Source organism: Paraburkholderia sp., assembly GCF_028283785.1.
Classification (GTDB): domain Bacteria; phylum Pseudomonadota; class Gammaproteobacteria; order Burkholderiales; family Burkholderiaceae; genus Paraburkholderia.
The window spans coordinates 35,103-48,993 of record NZ_JAPWKB010000012.1; the positions used below are offsets into that span (position 1 = coordinate 35,103).

The following is a 13,891-nucleotide window of genomic DNA, read 5'->3' on the forward strand; positions in this document are numbered from 1 at the left end:
CCGGTTACGCGTCCCTGCTTCCGCTTGCTGAAAAACGCGTGCGCGTCCTGAACGGACGCGCACGCGCAAACCTCAACGCGCCGCGCGTCGCGCTGAAACTTCGCCGAGCACCGCGAAATCCTTGTCGCCGTCGCCGTGCGCGACGGCGTCCATCAGACTGTCGCGGACGACGCTCGCCACCGGCATCGGCGTCATGACCGCGTCGGCGGCTTCGAGTGCGAGGCGCACGTCTTTCAGACCGAGTCGCGCCTTGAACAGCGCCGGTTCGTAGCGCTGTTCGGCAATCGCGTTGCCGTAACCCTGATACACGGGACCGGGGAAAATACCGCTCGTGATCACGTCGATGAAATCCTGCATCGCGACGCCATGTCCGGTCACGAGTGTCGCCGCTTCGCCGAGCGATTCGACGGCGGCGGCCAGCATGAAATTCGCCGCGAGTTTGATCACGTTCGCCTGCTGCGGCAACGAGCCGATCCGCCAGGTCTTCTGGCCCATCGCGTCGAACAGCGGTTGCACGCGATCGATCGATTCGGCCGGACCGGCCGCGACGATGGTCAGCTTGCCGGCCGCCGCGACATCCGCGCGACCCAGCACCGGCGCAGCAACATATTCGATGCCGCGCGCCGCATGCGCGCTCGCGAGTTCTTCGGCCAGCGTCACCGAAATGGTCGCCATGTTCACGTGGATCAAACCGCGTGCCGCGTTTTCGAGCAGCGTCGCGTTGAATACTTCGCGCATGGCCGCATCGTCGGCGAGCATCGAGAACACCGCATCGCCGGCAAACGCTTCGGCAGGCGTCGCGACGACTTGCGCGCCCGCGTCGGCGAGCGGCTGCGCACGTTCAGGCGAGCGATTCCATACGCGCACCTGATGCCCGGCTTTCAGAATGTTTGCGACCATCCCCGCGCCCATCTCGCCGAGACCGATAAAACCGATGTCCATCTAATGCTCCATGCTTTGAAAGAACCCAAAGTAAAGCACACCGATGCGACACGTGCAGGAAAAGCGCGCGAATCGCCGGTAATCTGGCGCCGAAAAACGTGACGAAGCGGCCCGCTGGCGCGATCGCGCACAAGCCCGCGCGGTGCCATACTGCAGCGATGGTTACCGCGACATTCCGCTTTTACGAGGAATTGAACGACTTCCTCGCCCCGCCGCTGCGCCGGCGCGCGTTCGAGCGGACGTGCGCGAAAGGCGCGAGCGCGAAACACATGATCGAGGCGCTGGGCGTGCCGCATACGGAAGTCGAGCTGATTCTGGTGAACGGCGAGTCGGTCGGTTTCGAGCATCCGCTCGCCGACGGCGACCGCGTCGCGGTCTATCCGACCTTCGAAGCGATCGATATCTCGCCGGTGTTGCGCGTGCGCGAACGGCCGCTGCGCGTGACGCGTTTTATCGCCGATGCGCATCTCGGCGGGCTCGCGCAACTGTTGCGGCTGGCCGGTTTCGACACGCTGTACGACAACCACTACGCCGACGCCGCGATCGAAGCCATCGCGCACGACGAACATCGGATCGTCCTCACCCGCGACCGTGAATTGCTGAAGCGCCGCACGATCACGCACGGCTGTTATGTGCGCGCGTTGAAGCCGCAAATGCAATTGCGCGAACTGTTCGAGCGGCTCGACCTGACACGCAGCGCGCAACCGTTTCGCTTATGTCTGATGTGCAACGCGCCGCTGCGTCGGATCGCAAAAGAATCGGTCGGCGATCGCGCGCCGGAAGGCGTGTTGCAGCGTCACTCGCAGTTCGTCACCTGCGATGTCTGCGGCCGGGTTTTCTGGGAAGGCACGCACTGGCAACAGATGCGACGACTGATCGACGGCGTGACGGCCGACGCCACGCTCGACGCGCAAACCGGCCACGAAAACGCGCGTCCACATCAAACCGATAACGAAAGCGCAATGCGCAACGGCGATCCCGGCCCCGGCGATGCGTACAATGCGGGGTAATTCGACCTTATCTGTTTTGTAGAGGCTTTCCGTATGCCAATGAAAAAAACCGACCTTGAGAAAAACAAGGCGCTCAAACTGAACAACGCAATGAAGCTATCCACCGCGGATCGCTTTGGCAAACCCGGCGCCGACAAGCTCGACCGTCGCGAGCAGCGCAAGCTGGATCAGGCGCAAGGGCTGGTGCCGTTCGCCTGCAAGATCGACGGCGAACTGGTCGCAACGCTGAAGGCGCGTGCGGTCGATCATCCGGGCGGCCTGAGCGGTTTGCTGAACGAAGTGATCCAGCGCGGTCTCGGCGACGAGTCCTGATTCACTGATCGAACGTGTGACGCGTCGCGAATCCGGGCGCAAAAAACAAAAGGCCAGAGCAAAAGCTCTGGCCTTTTTTGCTGGCGCGAACGCCAACAGAACGCCTGCTTAGTTCGGCGTGCCCTTGTCGTTGGTACCTGCTGCCGAAGCAGCAGCCGACACCGGAGCGCGCTTGCCGTGGGTCTTCAGCTTCTTCGAATGATGCTTCGGAGCGCTGGCGGCCGCTGCGGGTGCCATTGCGTCCGATGCCTGTGCAAAAGCCTGAGCGGATACGAGCACGAACGAAACGGCTGCGAGCGAGGCGATGACTTTCTTCATGTGTTTTTCCCCAAACCTGAACGACTAGATCAATGTTGAATGAAAACTGCGCGGTGAAGCGGAACCGGCAAACAGGCCATCCAGCCTCCCGCGGGGGAGTATTACGCAGCGTAGGGCGTTTGTCATCCCGGATAAGCCCATATGTATTTTCCGGGAGACACAGGCTTTCTGCGGCCTTTCAGCATTGAAAAAACCGATTTTTCCGCCGGGCGAAACACGCGATGCGAGCCGTGATAACCACCGCCGATTGCGTGAATCACCTTGCCGATAATCCGGCGGCTATCATTGACGATTCGCATGAAGATTCCGCGCATCGTCGCGTGATGAAAAACCCGCCATAAACCGAGGTTTTGTCGTTTGAATTCCACTTCCCGCCAACATCTTCGTGCGAACGCATTGATGCTCGTCGCCGCGCTGATCTGGGGCTCGGCCTTCGTCGCGCAACGCCTGAGCCTCGACGCAATCGGCCCGTTCCTGTTTACCGGCTTCCGGTTTTTACTGGGTGCGTGCGTCGTGATCGTGCTGATCGCGTATCTCAAGCGTCGTCGCCAATCCGACCGGACGGACAACCCACCCGCCAACGACGGCCGCGCCGTGATCGTGCCGGGCATCGTGCTCGGCGTGCTGCTTTCCGTTGCGATTTCGGCGCAGCAGATCGGTCTGCGTTACACGCTGATCGCCAACGCCGGTTTCATCAGTTCGCTGTATGTCGTGATCGTCCCGTTGATGGGATTGCTGGCGCGGCATCAAACCCATAACGGCACGCTGGCGGGCGCGGTACTGGTCGCGATCGGACTGTATTTTCTCAGCGTCAGCGAGCACTTTTCGGTTCACTACGGCGACTCGTACCAGCTTGTCGGCGCAATCGTCATTGCCGCGCAGGTGATGCTGGTCGGACGGTTTGCGCGTCGTCACGATCCGCTGATGCTGGCGCTGATCCAGTTCGTCACGTGCGGGGTGATTTGCCTGACGATCGGCGTCGTCATCGAACCGCTCGACCTCGCGACGCTGCAGCGCGCCGCGCCGACCCTGCTGTACGGCGGCGTTTTGTCGGTCGGGATTGCGTACACGATCCAGGTCGTCGCGCAAAAAGACGCCGCGCCTTCGCATGCAGCGGTGATTTTCAGTATGGAAGGGGTATTCGCCGCGCTCGCCGGCTGGCTGGTACTCGGCGAAACGCTCACCGCTCGCGCGATGTTCGGTTGCGCGTTGATGCTGGCGGGACTGATCGTCTGCCAGGTTGCGCCTGCGTGGGCGAACCGGCGGCAACCGGCGTCGCTGCGCTGACGGCGCGGGTCGAGACGATCTCGCGATGCGTCGAACCCGCATCACGCTTTACGCCGTTATGCGATTACGCCGTCAGGAAGTCAGGCGGATAGCGCTTCCAGCTGCGTTCTGGGTTTATCGTGGGTCGGCGGAAACACGCACCAGCAACCGTCGTCGTGTCGAAAGAAGAACAGACCGCGCGCGCCACCGCTCGCCATCGTTTCGACTCGCACGTAACGTCTGCCGCCCCATCGCGTCCGGCTGAATGCCGTGACCCGAACCACCACCGACGGCGCGGGCGCCAGCCATTTCTCGACCAGAAAGCGCAAAGACTGCTCGCCGGCGGTTTTCACGAGCGGCTCCGTCGATCCGCGTCACGCGCATCGTCGCGCGCGGTATCGGCGCTATCGGTTCCGGATGCGTCGGTTTCGTCGTCTTCACTGAGGATTTCGTCGATTGTCCGGCTGGTCGCGGCCGAGCGGATCGCCCGACACTGTGCCGAATGACGGATGTCAGACAGTAGATGGACAAGCTGCCGCGCTGTTCTGCGTTTCATCACACACCCCCGCACCGCACAATTTTGCTGAGAAAGCACTTTAACTCTATGCCTCTCCGGTACGTCGATGTGCGCGTTTCGACAAATTAGCAACAGTCTTTCCACGTTCGGCAAATCGCGCCGTGAAATAGACCGTCTGCACCGTTGATTTCACTGTGCGCGCGTTGTGCATCGCGGTATGTGCGCCGCCGAGCGTTACGGAATCTCGACTGAGCGCGCGGCGTGATCGTCCGGAAAGCCACATCAGGCAACGGCGTCGGATCGGAGCACGTTATCCACAGGAGTTATCCACCGGACCCTCTGGACAACTCTGGGATACGGGGTGAACTGCCTGTGTGTGGATTCTTGATAACGTCGTGCGGTGGGTTGCCTGTGGAAAAGTTGTCCTTCTTTCCCGGCAAATGTTGCACCTGCGATACGAGGGTTATCAATGCTGTACGTCGTTGACGCGACGGGGGATTTTGGGGTTGTCCACAGAAAACGTCGCAGCTTGTTAACTATTACTACATATATATACAGAAGATATAAAAGACTGGGGAAAACACTGAGTCAACCACTTCAACCCCAAAAAAGCGCAAACCCGCGACACGATCGCGAGCGTCAAACACCCCGCTCGCGATCCTCGATGCGTGTCCCCGGCCGGTTTAAGGCGTGACGATCGCGTCGCTGGCCGGCTGCGGGGTATCGACTTCGGCACGCGTCGACGGCATCGGCTCGGTGCCGATGGGCGCGAGCGGTGCGTCGAGCGAACCCGGCAGGATCCGGCTGCTGACCGGTGCAATGGTGACCGGCGTGGTCTTCACGACGGTTTGCAGGTAGTGATCGACGAGCCCGAAAAAGCGGTCGTAGAACTTGCCCGACGGAATCGTCTCGCTGGAGATCTTCACCATCGCGTCGTTGTTCGAGCGGATCGGCAACGACAGCGAGCCGAGCACGCTCAAACCGACGCTGGCCGACGTATCGCTCTTCTTCATCGCATAGCCGTTCTGCACCGCGTTCACGTAGACGATGCTGGTATCGCTCGCCTCTTCGCCCGGCGTACAGACCACATGAAACTCGACGACGATGTGCGAATCGCTGGCCGGCTGAAAATTCTTCGTGCCGTCGACGGTATCGCTGCGCGGCGACGTCGTCATGTAACCCTGGCTCAGCAACGCGCGACGCGCGGCTTCGCAGGCGTCGTTCGAACTCGAGTTGAAATTGCGCGCGTACGGGCTCGCGCCGGTCTCGAACAATTCCTGCTGGAACTTGGGTTGCGGTGTGCTGGAACAGCCCGTCAACACGACGAGCCCGGAAAAGCCGAACAACATTGCAGCGGTATTTCTGGAGAGGCTGGAGAACATGGCGGGAGGACGGGCAACAGAGGACAGATTGGCTGGCATTGTATTGCGGTTGCCAGACAAGACGAAAACAGCGATGTAAGTGGGGTAATACTTTGAAATTGGGCGCGTATCGATGCGGCCGACGCTCGCGAAACCTGTGCTGAACGGTCTTTTTGGGGCCGTTTCGGCCTCAACCCGGCGAGTGTCGGATCATGGATGAGTCATCGACACACAAGCGGCGGGAGCGAAACATTGCCGGGTGGGCGCGAAGGTCGCGGATCAGGACGGCTTCAGCGCCGATTCAGGGCGTGAACGGCGGAGAAAACGATGCGACCGGCAACGCACCGACCATCCCGCTGACGCTCAGCAAGGCGACCGTATTGCCGACCGGCGCGGTGAGCGCGCTCCAGTGCACGGTGGACGTCGGGCAACGGTCGAGCCAGCGGAAAGCGCAGAAGCCGAACGCGGGCGAAGCCGCGTCGTCATTGCTGCCGACGGCTTCCTCGAAGGTGTCGGCGCGCAGACTCACCTTTTGCGCGTAAGCCTGTGATCCACCGTAATTTTTCAGCGCGGCGTTCAGATCGCCGCCGGCCGATTGCTTGTAGCCGTAAAGAATCGCGGAACCGATTTCGATATTCGCGCCGGGATCGGTCAAATCCTTCACGTTTTTCAACATGCGGCGATGCGCGCCCGGCACGACCTGCATCAGGCCAGTGGCGCCGTTGGCGCCTTTAGCCTTTTCCTTGAAGCGGGATTCGATCGAGATAATCGCCAGCAACAAGGCGGGCGGCAGCGAATATTTGGTGGCCGATGCCTGAACGGCGTTGGCGATTTCTTCGGCTTTTTCCTTCGCGACGCCGAATTTCTGCGTCAGATACGCTGACATCTTCGATCGATCGGTGTCGGTGTGGCCGTCGTCGGCACGCGCGGGGTGCGCGAGACTCAACGACAGCGAAGACAGCACGATCAAGGAAGGTAACCGGCTCATGGTCGAAAGACGCGAGGGACGAAAAACCTATTATAACGGCCTCTCAAAATAGCCCTTTTTCGCGACTGATTTCGTCACAATCCGCCGGATCGTCGCGTTCATCGGCTGGAAGTTTTCAGCGCGCGGGCTTTGGTTTCGGGCACGTAGCCGTCGTTCAGGGTCGCGAGAAACGCGGCGACATCGTCGATATCGCGCTCGGTCCATGCCGGACGCTCGCCCTGCTTTCGCGTCAGCGGTTCGTCGGTGGTGTCGACGTTGACGCGCATCGACGGCGGTAAATCGTCGAATTTCACGACTTTGCCGTGCGCATCACGCGGGTACCACTTCGCCGGTTGCGTGTCGCGTTGTACGTAGAAACGCAGCGAATCCTTCAACGTATGAAAACGCCCGTTGTGGAAAAACACCCGTCGCGTTGCGGTATTTCTCAGCGATGGCGATTTGAACAACCCGCAATTGGTTTTGTCGGCGGCCTGATCGGTGCGCAGCGGCCCGCATAAACCCATGTCGTAGTAATGCGGATCGGCATTTGCGCGCAACTCGGGATTGCGCGGCACACCGAGCGACTGGAAGTTGAAGTCCGTGAATAACGGATGGGCGCCGTTTGCACCGGACTGGTCGATGTGACAGGACGCGCAGTTGCCACCGGCGGGGTCATCGAATAGTTTCTTGCCATGCAATTCTTGGACGGTTAGTTGCGCTTTTCCATCCAGGTAAGCGTCGAACTTGCTCGAATACGGATGAAAACTGTCGTCTTCGAGTTCGAAGCGCTCTACGGCATACATTGCCTGCGTGAACGCCTTGGCTGGATCGACAAAGATGTTCTGGCCGAACACGTCCTTGAATCGTGCTGCATATGGCGTGTGCTGAAGCTTCGCGAGTAAGGCGGCTGGATCTTTGTTCGCCATTTCGTCCGGATTGAACAGCGGGAACGAGGCCTGATCGTGCAAGGTATTGAAGCGGCCATCCCAGCCGAATCCGCCCGACGGCGCGTTATCGGTCTCGCTCAGGCGCTCGGACAGGCTGGCGGCCTGCGCGTGCGTCCAGATCGGCGTGCGGTTCAACGTGTAGCGCAGGCTCGGCACGGCGCGCGTGCCTTGCGAGCGCATGTCCGGACCGCCGATCTGCGCAGCCAGACCGTTAGGCGGACCGTATGCGTGCGACGGGCTATGACAGCTCGCACACGACATCCTGCCCGACGCCGACAACGATGCATCGAAGAAAATCAGCTTGCCGAGTTCGGCGGCGTTGCTGAGCGAATGGTCGGACGCAGCCGCGTCTGCCGTGCCGGTTGCATGCGCAACCGGCATCGACAGGCCGCCGACGCCCACGATCAATGAAGCCAGCGCGGCCCGCGCCGCGCGTCGTAGTGCGAAAAGCGGCATCGGTTTAGAGGGCCGTGAAGATGTCGTTGCCGAAGCCTTGCAGACCCGCTTGCGCCGCGTAGCCGAGATGATCGAGGCCGAAGATATCCTCGATGCTCTTCAGCATCGAATAATGGTTGTACGCGACCGTCGACACCGTGCCCGCCTTGATGAACGGCGAGAGCATCACTGCGCCGGTCTGGTCGCCGCCGTAGCTCTGCTTGGTCAGATTGATCGTGATGCCCTTGTACGTCAGCGACGCGGTCTGCGGGAACGTGCCGAGGTTCGGCCCGACCTGCTGGCTGCAACAGGTCGCGCCGGAGAAGATCAGATCTTCCTCGGTGGCCGATGGCTGCGACACGGTCGCGTACGAGCTTTCATCGAAATTGATGATCAGCAGGCCGTCCTGCTTGAACGCAGCCGACGCGGTGATCAGCGGCACCCACTTCTTCAGGAAATCGTTCGCGCTGGTCAGGCCGCCCGCCGCGCCGTTCACGCAAGGTGCATCGTGGCCGTCGTCGCACAGGTTCGGCGTAATCAGGTTGAAGTTGGCCGTGGTCGAGATCGACTGAAGATCGGTCGTCAGTTTGTCCAGATTCACGACGTTCTGCGCGCAATCGGACGAATCGATGATCGAGTGGAAGTACATGAACGGGTTATGGCGCGTCGCGTACTGATCGCCCAGCGGCACCGCGCTGCTCGGCGCTTCGGCCGATTGCGTCATATCGGTCGTGTCGAGCGTCGGGTGGCCGCAGGTAGCGGCTTCGCGCGACGGGTCGTTGCCCATGTCGCCTTCATATCCCTTCCACGTATAGCCCGCTGCTTTCAACTGATCGGGCAGCGTCTTCACGCTGGCCGGATACACACAACCGGTGCCGGCCGCCTGGCCGTCCGACGTCATCCCTGTCAGCTTGAAATCGGAAAACGTGATGCAGTCGTTGTCGGTATCGACCGTCGGCGACTGGCCGCTGATCATCGAAATGTAGTTGTCGAGACTCACGTGACCGGTGCCGTAATACTGCTGCACCAGCGCGCCTTGTCCGGCGAGCGTCTGCGCCAGATACGGCGCCTTGGTGCTCGAACCGAAGGTGGTCGCGTAATTTTCGTTTTCGAGCGTGATCACGAACACGTGGCGGATTTGCTGCTGCCCCGCGGTGTGAACGGTGGAGCCGCAAGCCGCGACGATCACGGCGATCAGCGCGGCAAAAATCGTGGCGAACGCGGCACGCATCCAACTGCGTTGAGACATGGATTTTCCTCTTGTGGGTTTGAATTTTTTTGTAAGCCACGGGAATGTAGTGTGCGTTTATGACAGCGCCATGAAGAAACCGCGTAGTCATGCACGCCGCAACAGATACCCGGTATTTCGGGGAATCCTCGCGCTCGGCTAGACTGTGCGCTTCCGATTTTTGCCCTCGCGCGCCCTCCTCATGCTCTCAACGACAGTCTTCCAGGAAGCCTTGATCCGGATGCTCACGGCGATGGTGGTCGGCTGCATCGTCGGGATCGACAGGAACTTGCGCGGCAAGCCGACGGGCGTGAAAACGCTCGGGCTGGTTGCGCTCGGTGCGTGTCTGGTCACGATGGCGGCCCAGGGCTTCGCGCTGAACGGCATTTCCGCGGGACAAGACGGCTCGCGGGCCATTCAGGGGATCGTCACGGGCGTCGGCTTTCTGGGCGCGGGCGTGATCGTGCAGAACGGCGCGGAAGAAAAGATTCGCGGACTGACGACGGCGGCATCGATCTGGGTGACGGCCGCGCTGGGAATCGTCTGCGGTGTGGGCGCATGGTCGATCGCGCTGACGGCGACCGTGTTGCTGATGATGCTGCTGATCTTCGGACGACGCGCGGAGCGCGCGTTGCACCGTCGCTGGATGGCGAAGCCGAAAGCGCACCGCGATGCGATCGCCGACGGCGAAGATTGAACCGCGTCGATGCGCCGGAAACGACGCGGCGCCGCTGACCGGTTGCCCGAATCAGCGACGCCGCGTTGGAACGAGCCGGAACCGCGCTAGCGCGAGCTCAACGCCCGCGTGCCGGCCACGCCAGTTCGACGAACAGTGCGCACAGCGCCTCCATGCCCTTCTGATCGTCCGCATCGAAGCGGTTGACGATCGGACTATCGACATCCCACACGCCGATCAAGCTGCCGTCTTTGGCGAACAGCGGCACGACGATTTCCGATTGCGATGCCGAATCGCACGCGATGTGGCCGGGGAATTCGTGCACGTCGCGCACCACTTGCGTCTGACGGGTTTGCGCAGCCGTGCCGCACACGCCCTTGCCGAGCGGAATCCGCACGCACGCCGGCTTGCCCTGGAACGGCCCGACCACCAGCTCGGTGCCGTCGAACAGATAAAAGCCCGCCCAGTTCAGGTCGGACAGCGCGTGATAGATCAACGACGAAAAATTCGCCGCGTTGGCGATGCGGTCGGGCTCGTCGGTGATCAGCGAGCGGGCTTGCGCCAGAAGTTCTTCGTATTGCACCGACTTCGGACCGTCGGCGCGCTGGACTGAGAAAGACATGTTTTCAACCGGTTGAGGACATGAACGGCCTTCATGATACGGGTTCGCGTGCGGGGTTGCAGGTGTTGCCGGTGTTGCCGTCAGCATCGACGGTGACGGCATGCGTCGGCGTCACCAGTTCAGGCGCACGCCGGCGTTGCCCTCGACACCGCGTCGATGCGGCCCGTTCACATTGGTCAGATAGCTCGCCGTCACGAACGCACTGCCGCGCGCGCTGAAACGCGCGACGACGCCGACGCCGAATTGCGCGGTGGTCGCGGCGATGTCGGTCGGAATCGCCGTGGTTCCGGCAAAGGTCACGTGATCCGTACCGCCGAAACTGCGCCACAGGTTCGCGCGCAGATACGGCTCCCATGCGATTTTTGCGACGTCGAAGTGCCCTTGCACGCGCACGCCGACGCGTCCCGTCACGCCGTTGGCGCTGTCGAACGACACGCTCGAAATGCCGTCGTTCAGGTCGTTCAACGACGTGTGTTGCCAGATCAGTTGCAGTTGCGGTTCGATCCGCCACGACGCCGTCAACGCGACCGGCAAACCCGCCTCGCCGGATACCGCGATCGCGTGGCCGTGCGTGGTTGCGCCGATCTGCTGGTTCGATAGCGGATCGGCCGTCAATGACGAGCCGATCAGCACGGCGTCCGTGTACCAGCCGCCCGGCCCGATATGCGTCCAGTAGCCGCCGACGCTGTACGCGTCGATGGCGACATGTCCCGCCGCCAGACCCGGAAAGCCGAGCGCGAAGCCGCTGACGTCGCCCTGCGCGCGCGCAAAGCCGAGCAGAAAGCCGAAGTGATTGCGGTGCCCACCGGACGTGAGGTTCGCGTACACATCCTGGCCGAGTTGCGCGCCGCCAGTCGTGCCGCTGAATTCCGGCGACACCGCGCCGCCGCTCGCTTGCGTCAGATGACCGCCCCACACCCGCGCCCACGACGCGGGCAACACACCGCTCTGATCCAGCGACGACTGCGAGCCTTGCCGGTCGTGAAACGTGCCGATCTGCTCGATGCTCAACGCGCGCGCGAGTTCGGGGACTTCCGCGTAGACCGGCACTTCGAGCCGGTACAACGGCGTGGGCGCGCTGCCCGCACGCGCAGCGGCCGGCAACAGCGGCGTGCCCGCGGCGGCGATGGGCGGGGCTATGACCGGCGTCGAGTCCGGCGTCGAGGGTGTTCCCGGCGTCGACGCCGTCGTAGCCGGTTCCGGTGCGACGCTCGATCGCAGATACCAGTTGTCCGCCGTTCCCGCCGACACGCCGCCCTTGAACAGGTAGTACGTGTACGCGCCGGCGCTCAACGGCTTCGGAATCGTGAACGCGCTCGCCGTCGTCGTCGCGCCGCTCGCGGCCTGCACGAGCAGGATGCCGTCGGCGAGCGTAGCGCCGCCGGTGCCGTTCAGGTTCGTCACGCCGATCGTCGTGCTGCCCGCGCCGACGCCCTGCGCGATCACCAGCCGGTCGGACGCCGAGCCGTCACCGCCGAGCACGCTCTGCACCAGCAAGCGACCGTTCGCGCCAATGTAGTTGCCGTTGATCGTCAGCGTATGGTCGGCGGTCGCGCCGCCCGTCAGATCGATCGTTCCGGCGTTCGTCACGTTGACCGCGTGTCCCGCGACGGCTGGCGAGATCGACGCGCTCGCGATATTGCCCGCAATCAACGTGCTGCCTGAATCGATCGACAACGCGCCGGTCGAGGTTCCGCTATCGCCGAGCGTCAGCCCGCCGCTGTCCAGCGTGAGCGTGCTGCCGTTCGTCAGGTTGACGGTTTCCCATTCGATGAAGCGACTCGATCCGCTGGCGGTCGTGCCGTCGAACGTGACGACGTCGGTGCCGGTGCCGCCGTCGAACGACGGCACGCCCGCGAGGTTGGCGTCGGTGAGGCCGGTGAGCGTCGCAGTGTCGTTCCCCGCCGACAGTCGCACGAAGCCCGTCACGGTGCCGCCATGCCAGTTGAACGTGTCGTCGCCGCTGTCGGTCCAGATCGCGCGGCCGTTGCCGCCCGCGATCGTCCCGGTGTTGTCGATGGAGATCGCGTAGGTGCCGTCGGAACTGATCGCCTGACTCGATTGCGCGACGATCGCGCCGGTGTTGACGATGCTCGCCGCGCCGCCCGAAATCGCAATCGCGTTCGCGTCGCCGGAGATCGTCCCGGCGTTGACGAACGTGCCGCCGCCGTTCGCGGCGATCCCGTTGCCCTGCTCCGCGACGATGCGCGCGCCCGCCGTGTTGTCGAACGTCGCCGCATTCGACAGATACATGCCGAGGCCGCCGACGCCGTGCGCGGTGATCGTGCCGGTATTGACCAGTCGGCCAGGCGTCGGATCGAACGATACGAGGCCGTGCGCGCTCGCGCCGTACACATCGATCGTGCCGGTGTTCGTCATTGCATTGTTGCCCGCGCCGCCGACCACGTTGCCGTTCGCGACCATGCCGTGCGCGCCCGCGCCGGTCGTGGTGATCGTGCCGCTGTTGACGACCGTGTCGTTGACGGTCTGCGCGGCCATGCCGGGAGAGAAGTCGCCGGTGGTCGAAAGGATGCCTTTGTTGGTCAGCGTGCCGCCGCCCGGGCTCATGAAATCGTTGATCGCGGCGGACGTATTGCCGCTGGTGCGGATCACGCCGGTCGTGTCGTTGAGCATCGTGACGGCCGCCGCGTTGTTGTACAGCCCTTCCGACAACGCGCCGCCGGTGACGATCAGCCCGCGATTGATCAGCACGTTTTGTCCCGCGCCGACGCCGGACAGGCTGCCATGCGCGGAGATCGCGTCGAAGGTGTCGCCGGTCAGACGGATCGTGCCGAGATTGACGACGCTCGACCGGTCGCCGATGAGAACCGCGTTGTTGCCGGCGACATCGAGTTCGGCATTGGACTGGACGTTGACGGTGACGTCGGTGCTGCCGGTCGCGGCAGCGACGCCGGTGGTGGTCGGGTTGGGCGCGGTGGCGCTACAGGTGACGGTTTCGCCGGTGACGGGCGCGGTGATATCGCACGCGGCGACGGCCGCAGGCAGGCGGCCGAGCAAGGTCAAACCGACCGCCACCGACGCAGGACGCGGCAAGCCATGCCAGCGACGCACGCGCGACCGTCCGGTTTGATCACGCATGGTCTCTCCTGCGAACGGTTAAGACAATGCGATTAGCCTAGGTCAAGTTGTGCGCGCGTGAGCGCGAGATTGCGGGTTTTTGCAGCCGCCGAAACGGTGTTGGGGAGTGTTGAGCGGTTGCAATTCACACGCCAGCGGATGGGTGGATTTGTCGGATTGAAGGGAGGTGTGGGTGAGGGGCGGTGGGTAGC

14 protein-coding genes are annotated in these 13,891 nt (G+C 62.8%); 4 read left to right on the forward strand and 10 right to left on the reverse strand.

The genetic code is table 11. The features are described from left to right. Positions 1–72 precede the first annotated feature (72 nt). Entirely contained in the window at positions 73–942 is an 870-nt protein-coding gene (locus PW947_RS11885) for an NAD(P)-dependent oxidoreductase (RefSeq protein ID WP_299631832.1), read from the reverse strand. 158 nt (positions 943–1,100) lie between these two features. Between PW947_RS11885 and PW947_RS11890 the strand changes: the two genes are divergently transcribed. Both PW947_RS11890 and PW947_RS11895 read left to right on the forward strand, forming a co-directional pair. After that, on the forward strand, positions 1,101–1,952 hold the full coding sequence (locus tag PW947_RS11890) for a Mut7-C RNAse domain-containing protein (protein WP_299631834.1): 852 nt from the start codon (positions 1,101–1,103) through the stop codon (positions 1,950–1,952). 33 nt (positions 1,953–1,985) lie between these two features. Then, entirely contained in the window at positions 1,986–2,264 is a 279-nt protein-coding gene (locus PW947_RS11895; RefSeq protein WP_299631836.1) for a hypothetical protein, read from the forward strand. Between the two features lie 108 nt (positions 2,265–2,372). Here PW947_RS11895 and PW947_RS11900 read toward each other — a convergent pair whose 3' ends face one another. Then, a complete protein-coding gene (locus PW947_RS11900; protein ID WP_299631838.1) occupies positions 2,373–2,582 on the reverse strand; it encodes a hypothetical protein in 210 nt (69 codons plus the stop codon). Between the two features lie 122 nt (positions 2,583–2,704). After that, positions 2,705–2,881 carry a hypothetical protein gene (locus PW947_RS11905; RefSeq protein WP_299631840.1) on the reverse strand — a complete coding sequence of 59 codons (177 nt, stop codon included), beginning with the start codon at positions 2,879–2,881 and terminating at the stop codon, positions 2,705–2,707. Between the two features lie 58 nt (positions 2,882–2,939). On the opposite strand from PW947_RS11905, the gene PW947_RS11910 reads away from it, so the two are divergent. Then, positions 2,940–3,869 (forward strand): DMT family transporter, encoded by a 930-nt coding sequence (locus tag PW947_RS11910; protein WP_299631841.1) that lies wholly within the window; start codon positions 2,940–2,942, stop codon positions 3,867–3,869. Positions 3,870–3,949: 80 nt separating this feature from the next. On the opposite strand, the gene PW947_RS11915 is transcribed toward PW947_RS11910, so the two are convergent. The 5 genes from PW947_RS11915 to PW947_RS11935 form a co-directional block, all read right to left on the reverse strand. Beyond that, positions 3,950–4,201, reverse strand: coding sequence for a hypothetical protein (locus PW947_RS11915; protein WP_299631844.1), 252 nt, complete (start codon positions 4,199–4,201; stop codon positions 3,950–3,952). A gap of 847 nt (positions 4,202–5,048) precedes the next feature. Next, positions 5,049–5,747 carry a DUF2242 domain-containing protein gene (locus PW947_RS11920; RefSeq protein ID WP_299631845.1) on the reverse strand — a complete coding sequence of 233 codons (699 nt, stop codon included), beginning with the start codon at positions 5,745–5,747 and terminating at the stop codon, positions 5,049–5,051. A gap of 280 nt (positions 5,748–6,027) precedes the next feature. Continuing rightward, the gene (locus PW947_RS11925) at positions 6,028–6,714 is read right to left on the reverse strand and encodes a transglycosylase SLT domain-containing protein (protein ID WP_299631847.1); all 687 of its coding nucleotides are present in this window, start codon (positions 6,712–6,714) and stop codon (positions 6,028–6,030) included. A gap of 98 nt (positions 6,715–6,812) precedes the next feature. Then, positions 6,813–8,096 carry a cytochrome c peroxidase gene (locus tag PW947_RS11930; protein WP_299631849.1) on the reverse strand — a complete coding sequence of 428 codons (1,284 nt, stop codon included), beginning with the start codon at positions 8,094–8,096 and terminating at the stop codon, positions 6,813–6,815. 4 nt (positions 8,097–8,100) lie between these two features. Further along, positions 8,101–9,324: an alkaline phosphatase family protein gene (locus PW947_RS11935; protein ID WP_299631850.1), complete on the reverse strand. Its 1,224-nt coding sequence runs from the start codon at positions 9,322–9,324 to the stop codon at positions 8,101–8,103. A 181-nt stretch (positions 9,325–9,505) separates the two neighbouring features. On the opposite strand from PW947_RS11935, the gene PW947_RS11940 reads away from it, so the two are divergent. Beyond that, positions 9,506–10,000 (forward strand): MgtC/SapB family protein, encoded by a 495-nt coding sequence (locus PW947_RS11940; protein ID WP_299631851.1) that lies wholly within the window; start codon positions 9,506–9,508, stop codon positions 9,998–10,000. A gap of 97 nt (positions 10,001–10,097) precedes the next feature. On the opposite strand, the gene PW947_RS11945 is transcribed toward PW947_RS11940, so the two are convergent. Both PW947_RS11945 and PW947_RS11950 read right to left on the reverse strand, forming a co-directional pair. Next, positions 10,098–10,601 carry a GAF domain-containing protein gene (locus tag PW947_RS11945; protein ID WP_299631852.1) on the reverse strand — a complete coding sequence of 168 codons (504 nt, stop codon included), beginning with the start codon at positions 10,599–10,601 and terminating at the stop codon, positions 10,098–10,100. A gap of 111 nt (positions 10,602–10,712) precedes the next feature. Continuing rightward, entirely contained in the window at positions 10,713–13,700 is a 2,988-nt protein-coding gene (locus PW947_RS11950) for an autotransporter outer membrane beta-barrel domain-containing protein (RefSeq protein ID WP_299631853.1), read from the reverse strand. Between the last annotated feature and the right edge of the window lie 191 nt (positions 13,701–13,891).